At 66.5% G+C, this 16887-nt stretch carries 18 protein-coding genes; 2 read left to right on the top strand and 16 right to left on the bottom strand.

Annotation, left to right across the window (positions count from 1 at the left end):
• Window positions 1–61 precede the first annotated feature (61 nt).
• Entirely contained in the window at window positions 62–670 is a 609-nt protein-coding gene (locus tag QE393_RS10260; RefSeq protein WP_273806156.1) for a TetR/AcrR family transcriptional regulator, read from the top strand.
• Window positions 671–788: 118 nt separating this feature from the next.
• On the opposite strand, the gene QE393_RS10255 is transcribed toward QE393_RS10260, so the two are convergent.
• On the bottom strand, window positions 789–1739 hold the full coding sequence (locus tag QE393_RS10255; protein ID WP_273806157.1) for a LysR family transcriptional regulator: 951 nt from the start codon (window positions 1737–1739) through the stop codon (window positions 789–791).
• A gap of 100 nt (window positions 1740–1839) precedes the next feature.
• Between QE393_RS10255 and QE393_RS10250 the strand changes: the two genes are divergently transcribed.
• The gene (locus QE393_RS10250) at window positions 1840–3108 is read left to right on the top strand and encodes a cation:dicarboxylate symporter family transporter (protein ID WP_310043292.1); all 1269 of its coding nucleotides are present in this window, start codon (window positions 1840–1842) and stop codon (window positions 3106–3108) included.
• A gap of 4 nt (window positions 3109–3112) precedes the next feature.
• Here QE393_RS10250 and QE393_RS10245 read toward each other — a convergent pair whose 3' ends face one another.
• From QE393_RS10245 to QE393_RS10175, 15 genes are all read right to left on the bottom strand, one after another.
• A complete protein-coding gene (locus QE393_RS10245; protein WP_273806160.1) occupies window positions 3113–4705 on the bottom strand; it encodes an argininosuccinate lyase in 1593 nt (530 codons plus the stop codon).
• Between the two features lie 59 nt (window positions 4706–4764).
• Window positions 4765–6003, bottom strand: coding sequence for an OprD family porin (locus QE393_RS10240; RefSeq protein ID WP_273806161.1), 1239 nt, complete (start codon window positions 6001–6003; stop codon window positions 4765–4767).
• Between the two features lie 247 nt (window positions 6004–6250).
• Complete coding sequence (locus QE393_RS10235; RefSeq protein ID WP_273806162.1) at window positions 6251–6934, bottom strand: urea carboxylase-associated family protein; 684 nt, start codon at window positions 6932–6934, stop codon at window positions 6251–6253.
• Between the two features lie 19 nt (window positions 6935–6953).
• Window positions 6954–7613 (bottom strand): amino acid ABC transporter permease, encoded by a 660-nt coding sequence (locus QE393_RS10230; protein ID WP_273806164.1) that lies wholly within the window; start codon window positions 7611–7613, stop codon window positions 6954–6956.
• Window positions 7613–8266: an amino acid ABC transporter permease gene (locus QE393_RS10225; RefSeq protein ID WP_273806165.1), complete on the bottom strand. Its 654-nt coding sequence runs from the start codon at window positions 8264–8266 to the stop codon at window positions 7613–7615. Before QE393_RS10225 ends, QE393_RS10230 begins: the two co-directional genes overlap by 1 nt.
• A gap of 3 nt (window positions 8267–8269) precedes the next feature.
• Window positions 8270–8911 (bottom strand): urea carboxylase-associated family protein, encoded by a 642-nt coding sequence (locus QE393_RS10220; RefSeq protein WP_310043290.1) that lies wholly within the window; start codon window positions 8909–8911, stop codon window positions 8270–8272.
• A 10-nt stretch (window positions 8912–8921) separates the two neighbouring features.
• A complete protein-coding gene (locus QE393_RS10215; RefSeq protein WP_310043287.1) occupies window positions 8922–9539 on the bottom strand; it encodes an urea carboxylase-associated family protein in 618 nt (205 codons plus the stop codon).
• 8 nt (window positions 9540–9547) lie between these two features.
• Entirely contained in the window at window positions 9548–10396 is an 849-nt protein-coding gene (locus tag QE393_RS10210; protein WP_310043286.1) for a transporter substrate-binding domain-containing protein, read from the bottom strand.
• Window positions 10397–10596: 200 nt separating this feature from the next.
• Window positions 10597–11481: a MurR/RpiR family transcriptional regulator gene (locus QE393_RS10205; protein WP_273806169.1), complete on the bottom strand. Its 885-nt coding sequence runs from the start codon at window positions 11479–11481 to the stop codon at window positions 10597–10599.
• Between the two features lie 130 nt (window positions 11482–11611).
• Window positions 11612–12319 carry a FadR/GntR family transcriptional regulator gene (locus QE393_RS10200; RefSeq protein ID WP_273806171.1) on the bottom strand — a complete coding sequence of 236 codons (708 nt, stop codon included), beginning with the start codon at window positions 12317–12319 and terminating at the stop codon, window positions 11612–11614.
• A gap of 64 nt (window positions 12320–12383) precedes the next feature.
• Window positions 12384–12722, bottom strand: a complete 339-nt coding sequence (locus tag QE393_RS10195; protein WP_310043283.1) for an L-rhamnose mutarotase — start codon at window positions 12720–12722, stop codon at window positions 12384–12386.
• 39 nt (window positions 12723–12761) lie between these two features.
• A complete protein-coding gene (locus tag QE393_RS10190; RefSeq protein WP_273806173.1) occupies window positions 12762–13772 on the bottom strand; it encodes a zinc-binding alcohol dehydrogenase family protein in 1011 nt (336 codons plus the stop codon).
• Window positions 13773–13883: 111 nt separating this feature from the next.
• A complete protein-coding gene (locus QE393_RS10185) occupies window positions 13884–14900 on the bottom strand; it encodes an aldo/keto reductase (RefSeq protein WP_273806174.1) in 1017 nt (338 codons plus the stop codon).
• A gap of 14 nt (window positions 14901–14914) precedes the next feature.
• Window positions 14915–15859: an ABC transporter substrate-binding protein gene (locus QE393_RS10180; protein ID WP_273806175.1), complete on the bottom strand. Its 945-nt coding sequence runs from the start codon at window positions 15857–15859 to the stop codon at window positions 14915–14917.
• A 30-nt stretch (window positions 15860–15889) separates the two neighbouring features.
• Entirely contained in the window at window positions 15890–16876 is a 987-nt protein-coding gene (locus QE393_RS10175) for an ABC transporter permease (protein WP_273806176.1), read from the bottom strand.
• Window positions 16877–16887: the final 11 nt, after the last annotated feature.

The raw sequence follows: 16887 nt of genomic DNA, 5'->3' as shown, positions 1-16887 counted from the left end.
TCGAATAACTGAACGTTATCGTTCAGTTTACAGGCGCTGTCAATCCGCTTAAGGTTCGCCCATGACCGAAATGACCAAACCACGCGGTGGGCGACCCCGTCGCGAAGAGGCCGGCGATGTCGATCGCCGCCTGCTGGACGCTGCCTTCGAACTCTTCCTCGCCCAGGGCTTTGCCGGGACCTCCTGCGAGGCGGTGGCGCGGCTGGCCGGTGCGGGCAAGGCCAGCCTCTATGCGCGCTTCGCCAACAAGGATCAGCTGTTCGAGGCGGTGATCCGCCGTCATTCGGGAACCCTGCCGCAGATCGAGCCCTTGCCCTCCGGCCTGCCGCTCGCGGAGCGTCTGCAGCTGGCCGGTCAGGACATGCTGGAGCACGCCTCGCGGCCGGAAACCCTGGCGATGATGCGCCTGGTGATCGCCACGGCCGATCGCTTTCCGGCAGTAGCGGCCGAGGCGACCCGGATCGGCTGGGAGGCCGGCCGCCTGCGGGTGCGACAGGCCATCGAGGCGGGCCCGGATCAGCCGGACGACAGCGAGCGGCTGCTCGAGGGGTTCATCGATCTGGTCTTCGCGCCGCATCAGTTGCGGGCGCTGCTGGGCGATGATCCGAGGGCGCTGCAGGCTCAGGCCGCAGAGCGGATCGAGCGGGCGATCCGGCTGTTGCTGGGGTGAGGGTGTCAGGCGGCTCCCACTCGGTCGTTGACTGGCACATCGAACCGCCCATGCCCGGATCGGAATAACCCGGCAGTTTCCCAGGTTCGCAAGGAGGAGATCGGCTACTGCGCGGCGTTCAGCCCCGCACTCGCCGCTGCGGTCTGCCCGCCAGTTGCCGGGCCAGGACGATGAAGTTCTGCAGGGCGGGAGAGGGATTGAAGGCGCGGCAGGCCAGGGTGATCGGGGCGGCCAGCCGGGGGCGGGCGTCCAGGATGGGGCAGTAGCAGATGCTGGACCTGTGCAGTTCGGTCATGGACGCCGGTACCGCGGAGATGCCGGCGCCGGCCGCCACCAGGCTCAGGTTGGTGAGCATGCGGTCGACTTCGAAGGCTACCCTTGGCTCGAAGCCGGCATGGCGACAGGCGTCCAGCAGCTTGGCATACATGCCCGGCGCGCCCGGCTTGCGCACCAGGATGAAGGCTTCATCAGCCAGGGCCGCCAGTGGCAGTCCGCGTTGCACCAGGCTGTCCAGCGCCGCTGCGCCGATCCCCGTGATGAGTCGATGATTACTCGGCAAGGCGAGCAGCATCGCCTCGTTGAGCAGGCGGTGGTAGGTTACGCCTTCCGGCGCGCTGACCGGCGCGCGCAGGATGCCGAGGTCCAGGCGGCCTTCCGCCACCCGCTGGGTGAGGCCCTGGGCGTTGTCCTCGGCGATGGCGATTTCCACGTCCGGATAGCGCTCCCGGTAGGCGCGGATGACGCGGGGGATCAGCGCATGGGCGGCCGCCGAACTGGTGAAACCCAGCGTCAGGGTGCCGTCGATGCCCCGGGCGACCCGTGCCGCGCGATGCGCGCCCTGGCCGACCCGGGCCAGGATGTCGCGGGCGTCCTGCAGGAAGGCCGCGCCGCCGGCGGTCAGGGCGACGCCCTTGGGGTGACGCAGGAAGAGGGGGAAGCCGAGTTCGTCTTCCAGGGCCCGGATCTGCTGGCTGAGCGGCGGCTGCTGCATGTGCAGGCGCGCGGCGGCGCGGGTGAAATGCTGCTCCTCGGCCACCGTGACGAAGTACCTCAGATGTCGCAATTCCATTCGCTCGCTGACCTCGCTGACGCCGGTCTGGATGACCGATCGGTTAGGATGGGACGCAAGGTGTCTGGCGCCACCCACAATAATAACGACAGGAATCCGGATGATCGCGCGGATCGCTCGCAACGGCAGTGTGCAGATAGGCGTGGCGCTCGCCAGCGGGCTGCTGCTCGGCCTCTGGCGTCCCGAGCTGGCCGCGGCCATGAAGCCCTTGAGCGATCTGTTCCTGCGTACCCTTGGCCTGGCCGTCCCACTGCTGATGTTCGCGCTGATCGTCTCGGCCATTGCCCGCCTGGGCCGCGGCGTCGGCGTCATGGCGGCGCGCATGGTGCTGTACTTTCAGGTGATGTCCCTGCTGTCCCTGCTGTCCCTGCTGTCCCTGCTGGTCGGTCTGATCGTCGGCCTGGTGATCCATCCCGGCAGCGCCGTCGCGCCTGGCCCGATACCGATCAATTGGGGCAGTGCCGAACCGGCTGACCCCCTGTTGCCGGCTGCTCCCTCGTCGATGCCAGGTCTGCTCGACAGCCTGCCAGGCACGCTGCTGGGCGCCTTTACCCAGAGCGCCATACTGCCTGTGTTGTGCCTGGCCATCGTCCTGGGACTCGTCCTGCGTACCCTAGGTGACCGAGGCGCTTCCTGGCTCGCCGGGATCGAGCGGGCCCTGGCGTTCATGCTGCGGCTGCTGCGCCTGTTCCTCCGCCTGGCGCCCCTTGCCGCCTTTGGCGCCATGGCCTTCACCGTCTCCCGTTATGGCGGCGCCTCCCTGTGGCCGCTGTTGAAGTTTCTGCTCGCGGTCTATCTCGCCGCCCTGTGTTTCATCTGCGGCGTGCTGGTGCTGGTGGCGCGCCTCTGTGGCTTTTCCCTGCTGCGCCTGATCCTCTGGCTGAAGCACGAGTTGCTGCTGGTGGCGGTGACCGGTTCCTCGGTCGCGGCCTTGCCCCTGCTGATCGGCCGCCTCGAACGCGCCGGTTGCCCGACGGAGCTGGTGCGGTTGTCGCTGACCACCGGCTACACCTTCAACCTGGCAGGCTCGAATCTATACATTGCCGTGGCGATGCTATTCCTGACCCAGTTCGCCGGGATCGAGCTGTCGGTCGCGCAGTTGGTGATCTTCCTCGTCGGCCTGATCACCACCCTGGGTTCGACGAGTGTCGCCGGCTCGGCCTTCCTCACCCTGGCAGCGACCCTGTCGATCCTGCACTTCGTGCCGGTAGAGGCGGTCGGCCTGTTGCTGGGCGTCGAGCGGCTGATGAAGTGCCGCTCGCTCACCAACGTGCTGGGTAACTGCGTCGCCTGCCTGGCGCTGGCGCGCTGGCAGGGGACGCTGGACCGACCGCGACTGGCGGCGGCGCTCGCCCGTGGACGGCACTAGGCGATCACGGCTTCAGCAGCTTGGCAAAGGCCTGATCGAGCGCGCTGTCGGCCTCGGCCAACCACTGCCGCCGGGCCTTGGTCCAGTCGACATCGGTCTGCAGGGCCTGCTTTGCCTCGCCGAGCATGCGCTGCACCTCGGCCGGTTGCGGACCGCCGGTGCCGACCCGCGTCCTGACCATGCTGGTCGGGGAGAGGGCATTGCGGAATTCGGCTTCCTGCAGCGGCAGGCTGGTCTCCTTCCACTGGTACTTCTCAGCGGCCTGGGTGTAGAGCTGGCGGGCCTTGGCGAAGGGGAAGGTCTTGGGCGTGTAGCCTTCGTCGCGCGCCTCGGTGACGATCAGCGAGGCGAAGCTGTGACCGATGCGGAAGGGCGCCTTGTGCGCCCGCTCCAGGGTGTCGGCCAGCTCCATCGAGGTGGTCCATTCGTTCTCCAGCTCTTCCAGGGCGCGCTGCGGATTGACCTTCAGGGCGTCGAGCACGCGGTCCATGCTGGTGAACATGCCGATGGCCGAGTCATAGAAATTCAGGTCGTCGAAGGCGAACTTGTAGTCCGTCATGCCGGTGGTCACGTTGTGCGCGCGCAGGGTGATGGTCTGCGCCAGGCCGATGGTGTCCGAGGCGGCTTCCCGGGTGCGCATCAGCAGTCCGGGATTGCGCTTCTGCGGCATGGCGCTGCTGGTGTAGGTGGAGCCTTCCTCCAGCAGCAGCCAGGGGCGGATCTGGTGGTACTGGGTATGGATGTCGCCGATCATCGCCCCAAGCCGAATCGCCGAGGAGGCGGCGATGTCGGCCGCCTCGATGGGGATGTCGTAGGTGGAGACCTGGCTGGAATCCAGCGAATTCTGACGCACCCCATCGAAGCCGAGCAGGGCGGCGAGACGCTCGCGGTTCAGCGGATAGGCGGAATTGGCCAGCACGGCGGTGCCCATCGGACTGAGGTTGAGGCGCTGATAGAGCTGGGCGATGCGCTGCGCGTCGCGGGCGAAGGAATCGACGTAGGCGAGCAGATAGTGGGCGTAGGAGATCGGCATCGCCTGGACGCCATTGGTATAGGCCGGCACCAGGGTATCGACGTTGGCGGCGGCGAGGGTCAGCAGGCGCTGACGGGTCGCGTTCACGGCGTCGCTGTAGGCCAGCACCTGGCTACGCAGGGACGCCAGGCGGTAGGTGGCGTAGATGTCCTGGCGGCTGCGGCCCGAGTGGATCAGCGAGGCTTCCGGACCGATCTTGTCGGTCATGATCTTTTCCAGCTGAAGGATGTCGGTGGGTCGCTTGCCGTCCGGCCGACCACCCTGGTCGATGGCGAACTCGACCCCGTTGGCGATCTTGCGCCCCATTTCCGGGGTAACGATGCCTTCCTCGGTCAGCATCACGATGGAGGCCTTGTTGATGCGGTTCAGCCCGTCGAACTGGTCTTCGACGCCGCCGGCGCGGGTGCCACCGTGGGTCACGGTGCCGCCGATCCTGGCGACCTCGGCCTTGCACTCGGCAGTGGTCTTGCAAGGGGCGTCAGCGGTGTTGGCGGCCAGCGCCGGGGTACCGGCGGCCAGGGCGACGAGCAGGGCGAGCGGCAACAAACGCGAGGTAGCGGGCATGGAGGAAAGTCCTGTCGGGAGGGGATCGAGGCCGGCGCGGTCCGCGGCCGGCGGTGGGGTCAGAGTAGGGACAGGGTGTAGCTGAGGATCAGGCGGTTCTGGTCGAGCTCGGTGTCGTTATGGCTGCGGTAGCTGCCATTGCGCCAACGCACCTTGAAGTTCTTCAGCGCGCCGGTCTGGAAGGTGTATTCAAGCTCGGTATCGCGCTCCCACTCCTGACCGGCGACACCGCCGGGCCCGTCGAAATGGTCGCCCCTGAGATAGCGCGTCATGAAGGCGAGGCCCGGGAGGCCCCAGGCCGCGAAGTCGTAGTCGTAGCGCACCTGCCAGGAGCGCTCGCCCGGATTGGCGAAATCCGGCGACAGCATCACGTAGTTGACCAGGTACGAATCGGTGCCGTTGAGATGGGGAAAGCCGGTCTCGCCGTGCATCTGCTGGTAGGCGGCGCCGAAGGCATGGCGACCCAGGTTGTAGGTGAACTTGGCGCCATAGGCATCGTTGTCGACGTTGCTGCCGCCGTCCTTGCGCGAGCGGGCATAGCGCAGATCCGTCTCCAGCGACTGGTCCTTGCCGAGCGGCAGGACGTGCAGCACGTTGAACATATGCTGTTCGTAGTTCTGGTCGAGGTGACCGTAGTCGTAGACCGTGGTGAGCTGCCGGCTCCATTTGTAGCTCAGGCCGGCGAAGTCGAACTGGTCGGACGCGCGGCCGCCCCTGATACCGCTGCCCGCTACGGTCATGTCCTCGTTGGCGCTGTCGTTGCGAACCCGGTTCCGGGTCAGCCGCCCGGCGTTGAAGGTGAGGTTGTCCAGTTCCTTCGACACCAGCTGGGCGCCCTGGAAGATCTGCGGCAGCAGGCGGGAGTTGCTGCTGCGGATGGTCTGCAGCCGGGGGATCAGGGTGCCGACCTTCAGGGTGCTCTTGGACACCCGCACCTTGCCGGTCAGTCCGAGCTTGCTGTAGTCGTCGGGCGCTCGCCGGTCGCCCACCGGCAGCAGACCGGTGTTCTGCCGGTCCGGCCCCGAATCCAGCTTGAGGCCGAGCATGCCCAGGGCGTCGACACCGAAGCCCACCGGCCCCTCGGTGAAGCCGGATTCGTAATCGAGAATGAAGCCCTGGGCCCATTCCTCCCGCTTGGATTGCCGGGCACCGGCTTGGCGATAGTCGCCGTTGAAGTAGAAGTTGCGCAGTTCCAGGTCGGCCTTGCTGTCGGCGAAGAACTCGGCGAAGGCATCGGAGGGTAGAAAGGAGGCGAGGGCGGCGGTACCGACCTCGAGGGCTAGCGGTGGCATGCGCATGGTGAGATTCCTTGACGCGTTATTGTTATTGGGCGCGTTTCGTCGTGAGGCGGTGGCCGCTCACGACGGGAACCTTAAGGACTTTGCTGGAAGATTAAAAATATATGAAAAGTCGGTGCTTGATACTTTGAGGATATGGTGAGCGCGGATAGCTTTCTGCCAGCCCGATTGATCGCCGAATGGGCGTAGCCCACCAGGACGCCGGTGGGGCCTGGCGTCCCCCGAGGTGACGCCCGGCAATCGCGACTCAGCCCAACCGTGTTGCCAGCTGTGCGGGTACCCAAGGGCCCCGGAGCGGGATGTGGGGATAGGCGTCGTCGAGGATGCGCAGCTCGGCGTCCTTGGGCGTGTTGTCGCCTTCCCCCTGGATGCTGACGATATCCTGGGGGCAGGCTGAGAACGCCACGAAGCAATCCATTTCCGCGCGCAGGGTGATGAAGTCACCCGGACGGGTCACCGTGGGCAGGGTGTCCAGGTGGATATTGTCCGGCTGTACCCGGATGTTCATGAAGATATTGAAGGAGGCGAGGGTGCGCCGGGGCGGTGTGACACCCAGTTCCAGCATGCCCTCGACCAGGTTGTCGGTGCAGTTCCGGTGGTAGTGGCTGCACCCGAGCAATTCATAGCGACGGCGGTCGCAGGCCGCCATGAAGGTATCGTGGACCCCCGGGGAGGTGTCTTCGACCACGGTCAGGATCGGGTGGCGCTCGCTGGTGACGAAGCTGTCGCCGACCACGGGATTGAGGTGCTGCGTATAGACCCGGGTGGCCTCCATGCACATGTATTCGTTGAGGTCATAGGCGTTCCAGGCCCAGCAATCGACGACCTGGGTACCGTGGGTATTGATGACCTGCACGCTCTGGCCGGTGCGTAGCCGGACGGCCTTGCCGTGACCGGCGGGTATGACGATGGAAGCGGCGGGATGGGACATGGCTGAACCTCGTGGGTGACTAGTGGATGCGATGGCGGGTGAGGCGGCGCTCCCAGGCGCCGGCGGCCGCATCGATGGCGAGCGTGACCAGCCAATAGCTCAAGGCGACCGCGAGATAGATTTCCAGGGGGGCGTAGCTTTCCGAAATGGCCTGCTTGGCGGCGTACATGAACTCCTCGACCGAGACCACCGACAGCAGCGCCGAATCCTTCAGCAGGCCGATGAACAGGCCCGTCGCCGGGGGCAGGGCCACGGGTAGCGCCTGGGCCAGGGCGACATGGCGAAAGCTCTGCCAGCGCGACATTCCCAGGGCGCTGCAGGCCTCGAACTGGCCGGGAGGAATGGCGGCGAAGGCGGCGCGCAGCACCTGGGCGAGATAGGGTCCGTAATACAGGGTCAGGGCCGTCACCCCGACGAGGGGCGAGGACAGGGTGAGTCCGTATTCCGGCAGGATGAAGAAGAGCACATAGATCAGCACCAGCAGCGGCAGGCCCAGAATGAGGTCGGTGTAGCCACGCGCCAGCGTCTGCAGCAGAGGATGGCGTCCGCGCAGCCGGATCCAGGCCAGCAGGGCAGCCAGGAGCAGGGCGGGCAGCGCCGCGAGCAGGGAAAGCTGCAGGGTGTAGGCCAGGCCGGCAAGCAACGACGGGGCGTAGGCCAGGATGATGCCCGGATCCATCAGGTGGTCCTCGCGGTGGCGAAACGTACTTCCAGACGCCGAGCGAGCAACAGGATCGGCCAGCACACCAGCAGGTAGCCGGCGACGACCGGCAGCATCACCGGTCCGGCCTCGTAGGTCCGGGCGATGATCAACTGCCCGGCATAGGTCAGCTCGGTCACGGCGATCACGGACGCCAGGGGCGTGGTCTTGACGATCAGCGTGAATTCGTTGACCAGCGCCGGCAGGCTGCTCCGCAGCGCCTGGGGTGCCAGGACGTGGCGCCAGCACTGCAGGCGGGAGAGTCCCAGGGCCAGGGACGCCTCGGTCTGGCCGCTGGCCAGGTTGCGATAACTTCCCCGCAGGATCTCCGCGGTATAGGCGGCGCTGTTCAGGCCGAGCGCGAGCACCGCTGCCAGCAGCGGTTTGCCGCCCAGGCCGAGCAGCGGCAGCGAGAAGAACACCAGGAACAGCTGGACGATGGAGGGCGTTCCGCGCATCAGGCTGACGTACAGGCGTCCCAGCCGGCTGGGCAGCCAGGCCTGGCGTTGGCGAAGCCACCAGATGACGTGACCGACGCTGAAGCTGAGCAGCGCTGCGGCCAAGGTCAACTCGAGCGTGACCAGCAATCCGGGTCCCAGCTCCGGCAGGATCTTGAGCATCTGTTCCAGCACGGGTTACTCCGGGAAGTCGCTCAGGCTTTCCGCGACCGCAAGCACCACGGCGCCGACCTGATCGTTGCCGGGAATGCCGGTGCAGCAGGTCGAGACGACGAAGAGCATGTCCTGCACCACGCGGCAGGTGATCCGGTCGCCCGCCCTCGTCTGGTTCGGCTGGGGATGCAGGCTGCCATCGCGTTCCAGCGCGACATGCATGAACAGGTTGATGGGGTCCGGAAGCTTGGGCTGTTGCCGACCCAGCCGCGCGAGCTCGGCCTGTACCGCTTCGACGCAGCCGGTCTGCGCATAGCCGCGGCTGCGCAGGAAGGCGCTGGTGGAGGCGGGCAGCAGCAGGTCGTGAGTACCCAGGCTGTCCTGGCCCAGGACCATCACCGGGCGCCGCCGGTTGTTCACCAGCCGCATGCCCGAGCCCAGGACATAGGAGTTACTGAATACCCGGGTGTGATGGACCGAGAGATGCACCATGGGATCCCTCTCGCTGAAGCCGAAGAGGCTGGCCACCACACCGGCGTCCCGGGCTTCGATGCGCAGCAACTGACCCCGCTTCACGGCGATCGAACCGGCGCTTCCGGCGCGGACGTCGACACGCTGCACGGGCAGCGGCGCGCGTTCGTCGAGGTGTTCTTTCATCAACAGCATGGGGCGGTCCTCAGGCGGGGGTGGGGGCGGTGTCGGCGATACGGATATCGATGGGCGTCACGTGCAGGCCATTGCCCGGAATGATGTCCTGCGGACAGGAGGACACGGCGCAGACCAGGTCCTTGAGCGCCCGGAACACCACGTGATCGCCCGCCTTGCTCTTGGGGTCGGTGACCTGCATGCGGCCGTCGGCGGTCACCGGTCCGTTCTGGAACAGGTTGAAAGGCTCCGGTACGTTGATCGCCAGCAGGCCGTAGCCGGCCAGCCCTTCGTGCAGGTTGTCCAGGCAGTTGCGGTGGCCGTCCACACCGAAATCGACGCTGAAGCGGGTCGGGTCGCAGGCGGGCACGTTGGCATCGTGGACGCCGATGGTGTCGGCGATCACTTCCAGCAGCGGCTCGTCGGCGGTGGAGTAGAGGCAGTCGCCGACCCTGAAGAACAGCGAATTGAGTCGACGGCGGGTGTGCACCGGGGACAACTGCTCCTCGAGCTGGCCCAGCACGACGGCGACGAAGTCAGCCGCCTGCTGTCCGTCGGTGTCGATGATGGTGAGGTACTGGCCGGCACGGATCTCGAACGTCCGGCCGTGCCCGGCGGGGACGTGCACGTGATGGGTTGGGCAAAGCATGGGAAGACTCACTGGCGGGGGATGAAGTCGGCGGTGGGCAGGTCGAAGCTGACCCCGAGATAGCGCTGTTGCAGCGTTTTCAGTTCGCCGGATTGCGCAAGGGCAATGATTTCGTCGCTGATCACCTTGTTCAGGCGCGCGTCGTCCTTGCGGGTGGCCCAGCTGATCCACTGGCTGTCGCCCAGTTCGCCGACCTGCTTGACCTTGCCGGGCAGCTGCTTGGTCAGCCCGCCCAGCACGGTGAGATCATCGAAGACGAAATCGGCGCGGCGGGTCATGAGCGCGGCCAGGGTCTGGTCGACGCTGTCGACACTGATGATCTTGATCGGAGGGCGCTGCCGGGCCTTCAGTTGGGCATTGAACTGCCTGAGCAGCTGTTCCGACGCGGTGGTGGCCTTGACCGCAGCGGTCAGGCCGGAGAGGGCTTCGACGGTCAGCGGGGTGGCCGTCACCCGGGTCTCGTCGGCTCGCACCAGGACCGCGTTGACGCTCTTGCCGAAGGGGACGGTGAAGAACACCTTGGCGGCGCGCTCGGCGGTGACGTTGAGCGAGGAGCCTTCGGCGTCGACGGAGCCGGCGATCAACGCCGGGATGATGCCGCTGAAGGCCATCTTCTGGTACTCGAGCGTGACGCCCAGTCTGGCGGCCACCCGCTGCATGATTTCCGGTGTATAGCCGACGATGGTGCCGCTGGCATCCGTGTACTCGTAGGGTGCGAAGGTGGGATCTATGGCCACCACCAGCTTGCCCCTGGCTTTCACGTCATCGAGGGTGTCGGCGCTGGCAGCGCCCAGCAGGCCGAGCCCAAAGGCCAGGGCGGAAAGCGTCACGGCACAGCGATAAGCAAGAGAGGTCATGGGAGCGCCTTGGTCGGAGGGGTGACCCAGGCTTCATCGCAGAAAGCATGCCAGCTAGGGCACCTGCCGTAGCGAGCGCCGTAACCCCTTGAAGAAACTAATGTTTCTAGACAATTTTACTTGAAACATCTGTTTCTTAGGTTCCGGCACGGATCTGATCCGCTGCCTTTATCCGGTGCATGACGAATTGAAATGGTGCGTCAGCGGGGGTTGTCCAGCTCTTCCAGTTGCTGGTGCAGACGCTCGGTGGTCTCCAGATGGGAGGTCTTGCGGCCTGTCAGTTCCTTGCCGACCAGGGAGCAGAGCAGGTTGGTGATGGCCGAGACGCTGCTGTTGCTGTCGAACATCAGGGTGCTTTCGGTGTGGCAGCGGATCACCCAGGTCGCCAGCTGAGCGGGGCTGCCGGCCAGGACATCGGCCAGATAGAGCATGCGGACCCCCAGCTGACCCATCACGGCCATGGTCTTCTCGAGTTGCGGCATCCGCCGCCGCAGCCCGATGCAGATGGCCACATCGTCCGGCCCCAGGCCAGCGAGATATTCGGCCAGGCTGTCGCCGGGCGAGGGTAGCAGCAGGATGTCGTCGCGAACCTGGATCAGGTGGCTGCGAACCATGTGGGCGATGGTCTGGCTATGCCGAAAGCCGATGATGACCACCCGCCGGGCACCGACGATGGCGTGCACGGCGGCGAAGAGTTCGTCCTGATTCAGCGACTGATAGGTCTGCCGGACATTGGCCAGTTCCTGCTCCAGATGATGCTGCAGGAGGTCATCGACCGAGTGCTCGGCGGCGCCGCGGTCCTGCAGATAGAGCGGTGAGCCCCCTCCACGCAGCGCGCGGGCCTGGCGCCGGGCTTCCTCGTAGGAGCCATAGCCGAGCGTACGGAAGAAGCGTGTGGCGGTGGCCTTGGAGACGCCGGCTCGGGTGGCCAGCTCGGTGGCGGTCTGCATGGCGAGTTGGCCAGGAGCGGCCAGGATCACGTCGGACAGCTTCTGCTCCACGACCGACATCTGTTCGTAGCGTGCCTTGATCCGACTTTCCAGGGCGGTGGGTGTCGGTAGCCGAGTCTTGTCGGATGGCAGCATCGAGCGGCTCTGGTCTGCGAAGGGAGGCTGCAGTCTAGCGGCAAAGGCGCTGTCGAGCGTAGTGCTCCCAAGTAGCCGTCGAGCCTGGCGGTTCGGCAGGTATTCGGCCAGGCCCTCGGACGCAGCGCCCTCAATCCTCGCTGGAGGCGAAGCCCTCGAGCCAGCGCGCTTCCGAACAGAGCAGGTGGTGGCGCATGGCGGTCTGGGCACCGATCAGGTCGCGGGCTTCCACGGCGCGCAGGATGGCTTCGTGCTCGGCCACGGCGACGCCCCAGGTCTTCCGGCTTTCCGTCTGCTCGGCGACGTGGGTGGAGAGGGGGCCGTGGCGCTCGTCGAACAGCGAGGTGATGATGCGCACCAGCGTGGAGTTGCCGCTCATCCGGGCCAGGCGGCAGTGGAACTTGCGATCCTCCTCCATGGGGGACAGCCCCTGGGCGATCTTGTCGCTCATGTTCTGGATGCACTTCGCCAGGTAGCGGTAATCGGCCTTGCCGCCCAGGGAACAGGCCAGCACGATGGTCGCGCCCTCGATCATGGCCCGGGCGTGCATCAGCTCCGAAGGACTCTCGCCGAGGGTGGAGGTCCGGGCGCCGTTGTGCAGCAGCGCGGCGTTCACATAGATGCCGGAGCCCTGGCGGACCTCGATGCTGCCTTCGATTTCCAGCGCGATCAGGGCTTCGCGCAGCGACGGCCGGGAGACGCCCAGCGACTGCGCCAGGTCGCGCTCCGGCGGCAGGCGGGTGCCGGCTTCGATGGCGCCCTCGCGGATATGCTGGCGCAGGCGATCCGCGATCTTCTGGTAGAGCTTTCTTTCGGTGGTGGCGGTGGGTAGCGTCATCGGTGAAACCTGCATCTTCAAGGGCTTCAGTATCTCATGGGCTACCCGGAGTGGCGCCAGCGACCTAGGGCAGGGCGGCCAGCTCGAACAGCGGAGTCGCCAGCTGCCACTTCTCCGATCCCGCCTCGGGTGAGGACAGCTGATAGCGCGCCATCAGGGTTTCCCATTCCTGGATCCTGGGATTGCGCTGTTCCAGCTCGTGCAGGCGGGCAAAGGAGAAGTCCGGCCCGGCTTCGAGCAGCATGGTCAGCCGACAGCCGAGGCGCCAGATGGTCATGTTGGCGACGCCGGCTTCGCGCAGATGGGCGATGACCTCGGGCCAGACCGCCGCGTGCTGGCGTTCGTATTCGGCGATGAGCGCGGGATCGTCCCGCAGGTCCAGCAGCAGACAGTAGCGTGTCATGTTCTCGCTCCTCGGCCAGGTGCTGGCCGATCAGACCGTTCAGATTTCGACGATGGCCTTGACGACGCCGCGGGCCGGGTCCAGCAGCTCCGCGAAGCGGGTGGGCAGCTCGGCCAGGTGCAGGCGATGGGTATTGAGCGCCTGGTCCGGGATCAGCCCCTCGCGCAGGCAGCGCTCGACGTGCTGGAAATCCTCGGCGGTGGCGTTGCGACTGCCCAGCAGGGTGGTCTCGCGCTTGTGGAATTCGGGATCGGCGAAGCGAATGTGATCCTTGACCACCGAGATCAGCACATAGCTGCCGGCATGGGCGACGAATTCGAAACCGCGCTCGATGGCCCGGCCGTTGCCGGTGGCGTCGAACACCACGTCGAAGAAGTCGCCCTCGGTCAGCCGCGCCAGTTCGTCCTTGTCGCCGTCACCGACGGTGACCGTGGCCGTGACCTGCAGGTGCTGGCGGCAGAATTCCAGGCGATCGGTGCGGGTGTCGAGGACGGTGACCTGGGCCCCGGCGATGCCGGCGAAAATCGCCGCCGCCATGCCGATCGGACCGGCGCCCACCACCAGCACGCGCTGTGCCTGGCCCAGCCCCGAACGGCGCACGGCATGGGCGCCGATGGCGAGAAATTCCACCATCGCCGCCTGGTCGAGGGTGAGGCCCTCGGCCTTGAAGACGAAGCGGTCGGGCAGGCTGAGGTACTCGGTCAGGGCGCCGTCACGATGCACACCCAGGACCGCGATCTTGGTACAGCAGTTGGTCTTGCCCTGGCGGCAGGCGATGCACTGGCCACAGGAGAGGTAGGGCACCACGTAGACGATATCCCCCGCCTGCAGGCGCCCGCTGTCGTCGGTTTCCTCGACGACGCCGGAAATCTCGTGGCCCATCACCCGCGGGTATTCCAGATAGGGCTGGTTGCCTTCGTAGATGTGCAGGTCGGTCCCGCAGACGCCGACCCGGCGGATACGGATCAGGGTTTCGCCTGCGCCACGGGCGGGCTTGGGGGTATCGCGCGAGACCAGCAGGCCGGGTTTTTCACAGATGACGGTCAGCATAGGGAGACTCCGCATCGCTCGGGATGCACATTGGATTCGGGGCGAGACGCTCGCCGGGCGGGACAGCCAGCGTCCGGCGCCCGGGAGCTGGGTGGCAAGGGCTGTGCGGCTTCATGCCGGGGCGCCTGCCACGGGGGCGTCGGCGTCCAGCAGGCCGCGCTGTTTCAGGGTGCTCCAGAAGTCCGCTGGAATGGGCGTCTGCAGCCAGGCCACGTTGCTGGCCACCTGCTCGGCGCTGCGCGCGCCGATGACCGCCGAGGCGACCGCCGGATGCGCCAGGGGAAATTGCAGGGCCGCGGCGGCCAGCGGGATCGCGAAGTCGCGGCAGACCTCCTGCAGGGCCCGCACCTTGGTCACCACCGCTGGCGGCGCGGCGCCATAGTCGAAGTGCTGGCCACCGGCGAGGATCCCGGAGTTGAAGACCCCGCCGGCGACGATGACGTGGCCCCGGGCCAGGCAGCGATCGAGCAGGGGACTCAGGCTCTCCTGCTCCAGCAGGGTGTAGCGACCGGCCAGCAGGGTGCAGTCCAGCGGGCACTCGTCGAGGCTGTCGACCACGACTTCCCATTCGTTGACGCCCAGGCCGATGGCCTGGACCTGGCCACCGCTGCGCAACTCTTCCAGCGCGCGGAAACCGCCGCCGCGGGTCAGCGCCTGCCAGTGCCGGTCATGCCGCTCGCCGTGGGTGCGGCGGCCGATGTCGTGCACATAGAGGATGTCGATCCGCGCCAGCCCCAGTCGCTGCAGGCTGTCTTCGTGGGACCTCAGGATGGCGTCGTAGCTGTAGTCATAGACCGGCTTGAAGGGCAGCGGCCGGGCCCAGCCGTCATCGTTGGCGCGCTCGCTGCCGTTGGGCGCGAGCAGCCGGCCCACCTTGCTGCTGAGCACGACTTCATCCCGCGGCAATTCGTCGAGAAAGGCCCCGAGGCGATGCTCCGAGCGGCCATAGCCATAGAAGGGCGCCGTATCGAAATAGCGGATGCCCTGCCGCCAGGCGCCGGCCAGGGTGTCGACGGCCTGCGGCAGTGGCATGTCCCGGTACAGTCCGCCCAGCTGGGAGCAGCCGAGGCCGAGCACCGGCAGGGCCAGCGGGCTTTTCGCCAGGGGACGCCGTTCGGAGAGATTCATCGCCAGGCCTCCGCTCAATAGAGCACGTTGCGCGCGTCAGGGCTGTCCAGGTTGGCCTTGTCGATGAGCAGGACGCCGGTGTCGATGAACTTGGGCACCTTCTGCTTCTCGATGACCTTGATCACCGTGGCGACCGATTCCAGGCCCATGCGATAGGAGCTCTGCACCACGATGGCGTCCAGGGTGCCGTCGCGCACGAAGCCCTGCAGGTCCTCGTTGCCGTCGAAGCCGATGGCCTGCAGCTTGCCGGCCTTGCCGGACTGGGCGATGGCCCGCGCCATGCCGACCGCGGTGGGTTCGTTGGCGCCGTAGATGCCCTTGAGGTCGGGGTTGGAGGCCAGGACGTCGGTGGTCTGGTTGAGGGCGTTGGCCATCTGCGACTGGGAATAGAAGGGGCCCACCACGGTCAGCTGCGAATGCTGCTCCAGGTATTTGCGGAAGCCGCCGACCCGGCCCACTTCCGAGCCGGTGCCGGGCACATAGGACATGATGGCGATCTTGCCGGTCTTGCCGACCTTCTCGATCATGCGCTGGGCGGACAGCTCGCCGGCCTTGTTGTTGTCGGTGGAGAGAAAGGACTGGTAGTAGGGCGCGCCGCTTTCCGCCACCGAGGAGTCGATCAGCACCACCGGGATATGGGCTTCCCAGGCCTGCTTGATGGCCGGGACCAGGGCGTCCGGGTCGGACGGCGCCAGCACGATGCCCGAGACGCCGCGGTTGACGGCATTGACCACCATGTTCACCTCGTCGGCGATCGCCGATTCCGAGGCCGGTCCCTGGAAGGTGACCTTGTAGCTGGTGTGCTGCTTGGCGGTTTCCTGCACGCCCTTCTGCACGTTCTGCCAGTAGTTGGAGTTGGCACTCTTGACGATGACGGCGATCTCGCCGTTACCGGCCAGCGCCAGGGAGGTCGCGGCGGAGAGGGCGACACCCAGGACCACTTTCTTGAAGTTTTTCATCGGTCGTTCCTTGTTGTTGTTATCGAGGGTTCACTTCTTGCGGTTGCGGAGCTGGTCGATACAGACGGTCAGCAGGATCACCAGGCCGATGATGATCTGCTGGGTGAAACTGGAGACGCCGAGCATGTTGAGGCCGTTGCGCAGCACGCCGATGGTGAAGGCGCCGATCAGGGTGCCCGACACGCTGCCGATGCCACCGGAGAGGGAGGTGCCGCCGATCACCGCGCTGGCGATGGCGTCCAGTTCGTACATCACCCCTTCGTTCGGCTGGGCGGTGACCAGGCGCGACATCAGCACCGCGCCGGTCAGGCCGGCCAGCACGCCGGACAGCACATAGGTGAAGAGAGTGACCGCGCGCACCTTGACCCCGGAGAGCCGCGCCGCTTCGGCGTTCGAGCCCACGGCATAGATGTGGCGGCCCAGGCGGGTGCGGCTGAGCACCAGCCACAGGGCGATGGCCAGGACGATCATGATGATCACCGGGTAGGGGATGCCCGGAAAGATCACGTTGGGAAAGCCGTCGTCGCCGATGCGCTCGATGCGGCCCAGGGTGCCGTTGCCGAGCACCCCGAACGCGGCACCAAGTCCGGAGACGGGCTGGGCGTCGGTCAGCCGCAGCGCCAGGCCGCGGGCCACCAGCATCATGCCCAGGGTGGCGATGAAGGGCGGCAGCTTGACCAGGGTCACGAACAGGCCATTGATCGCGCCGCAGATCCCGCCGACGATCAGGCCGACCAGGATGCCCACCTCGATGGACGCGCCGGCCTTGACCGCCATGGCGTTGGCCACGCCGGCCAGGGCCAGCACCGACCCCACCGAGAGGTCGATGCCGCCGGTGATGATCACCGCCGTCGCACCGAGGCCGAGAAAGGCGATGGAGGTGACCTGCAAGGCCACACTCATGCCGTTGCCCATGGTGAGGAAGGCACTGCTCATGGAGGAAAACACCGCGATCAGGGCCAGGAGGCTGACCAGGGCGCCAAACTTCTGCAGAAATTCTTTTTGTTTTTCGGTCATTTCTCTGTCTC

The organism is Pseudomonas sp. SORGH_AS_0211 (genome assembly GCF_031453455.1).
Classification (GTDB): domain Bacteria; phylum Pseudomonadota; class Gammaproteobacteria; order Pseudomonadales; family Pseudomonadaceae; genus Chryseomonas; species Chryseomonas aestiva.
This window is presented reverse-complemented; position numbering and strand designations above follow the sequence as displayed.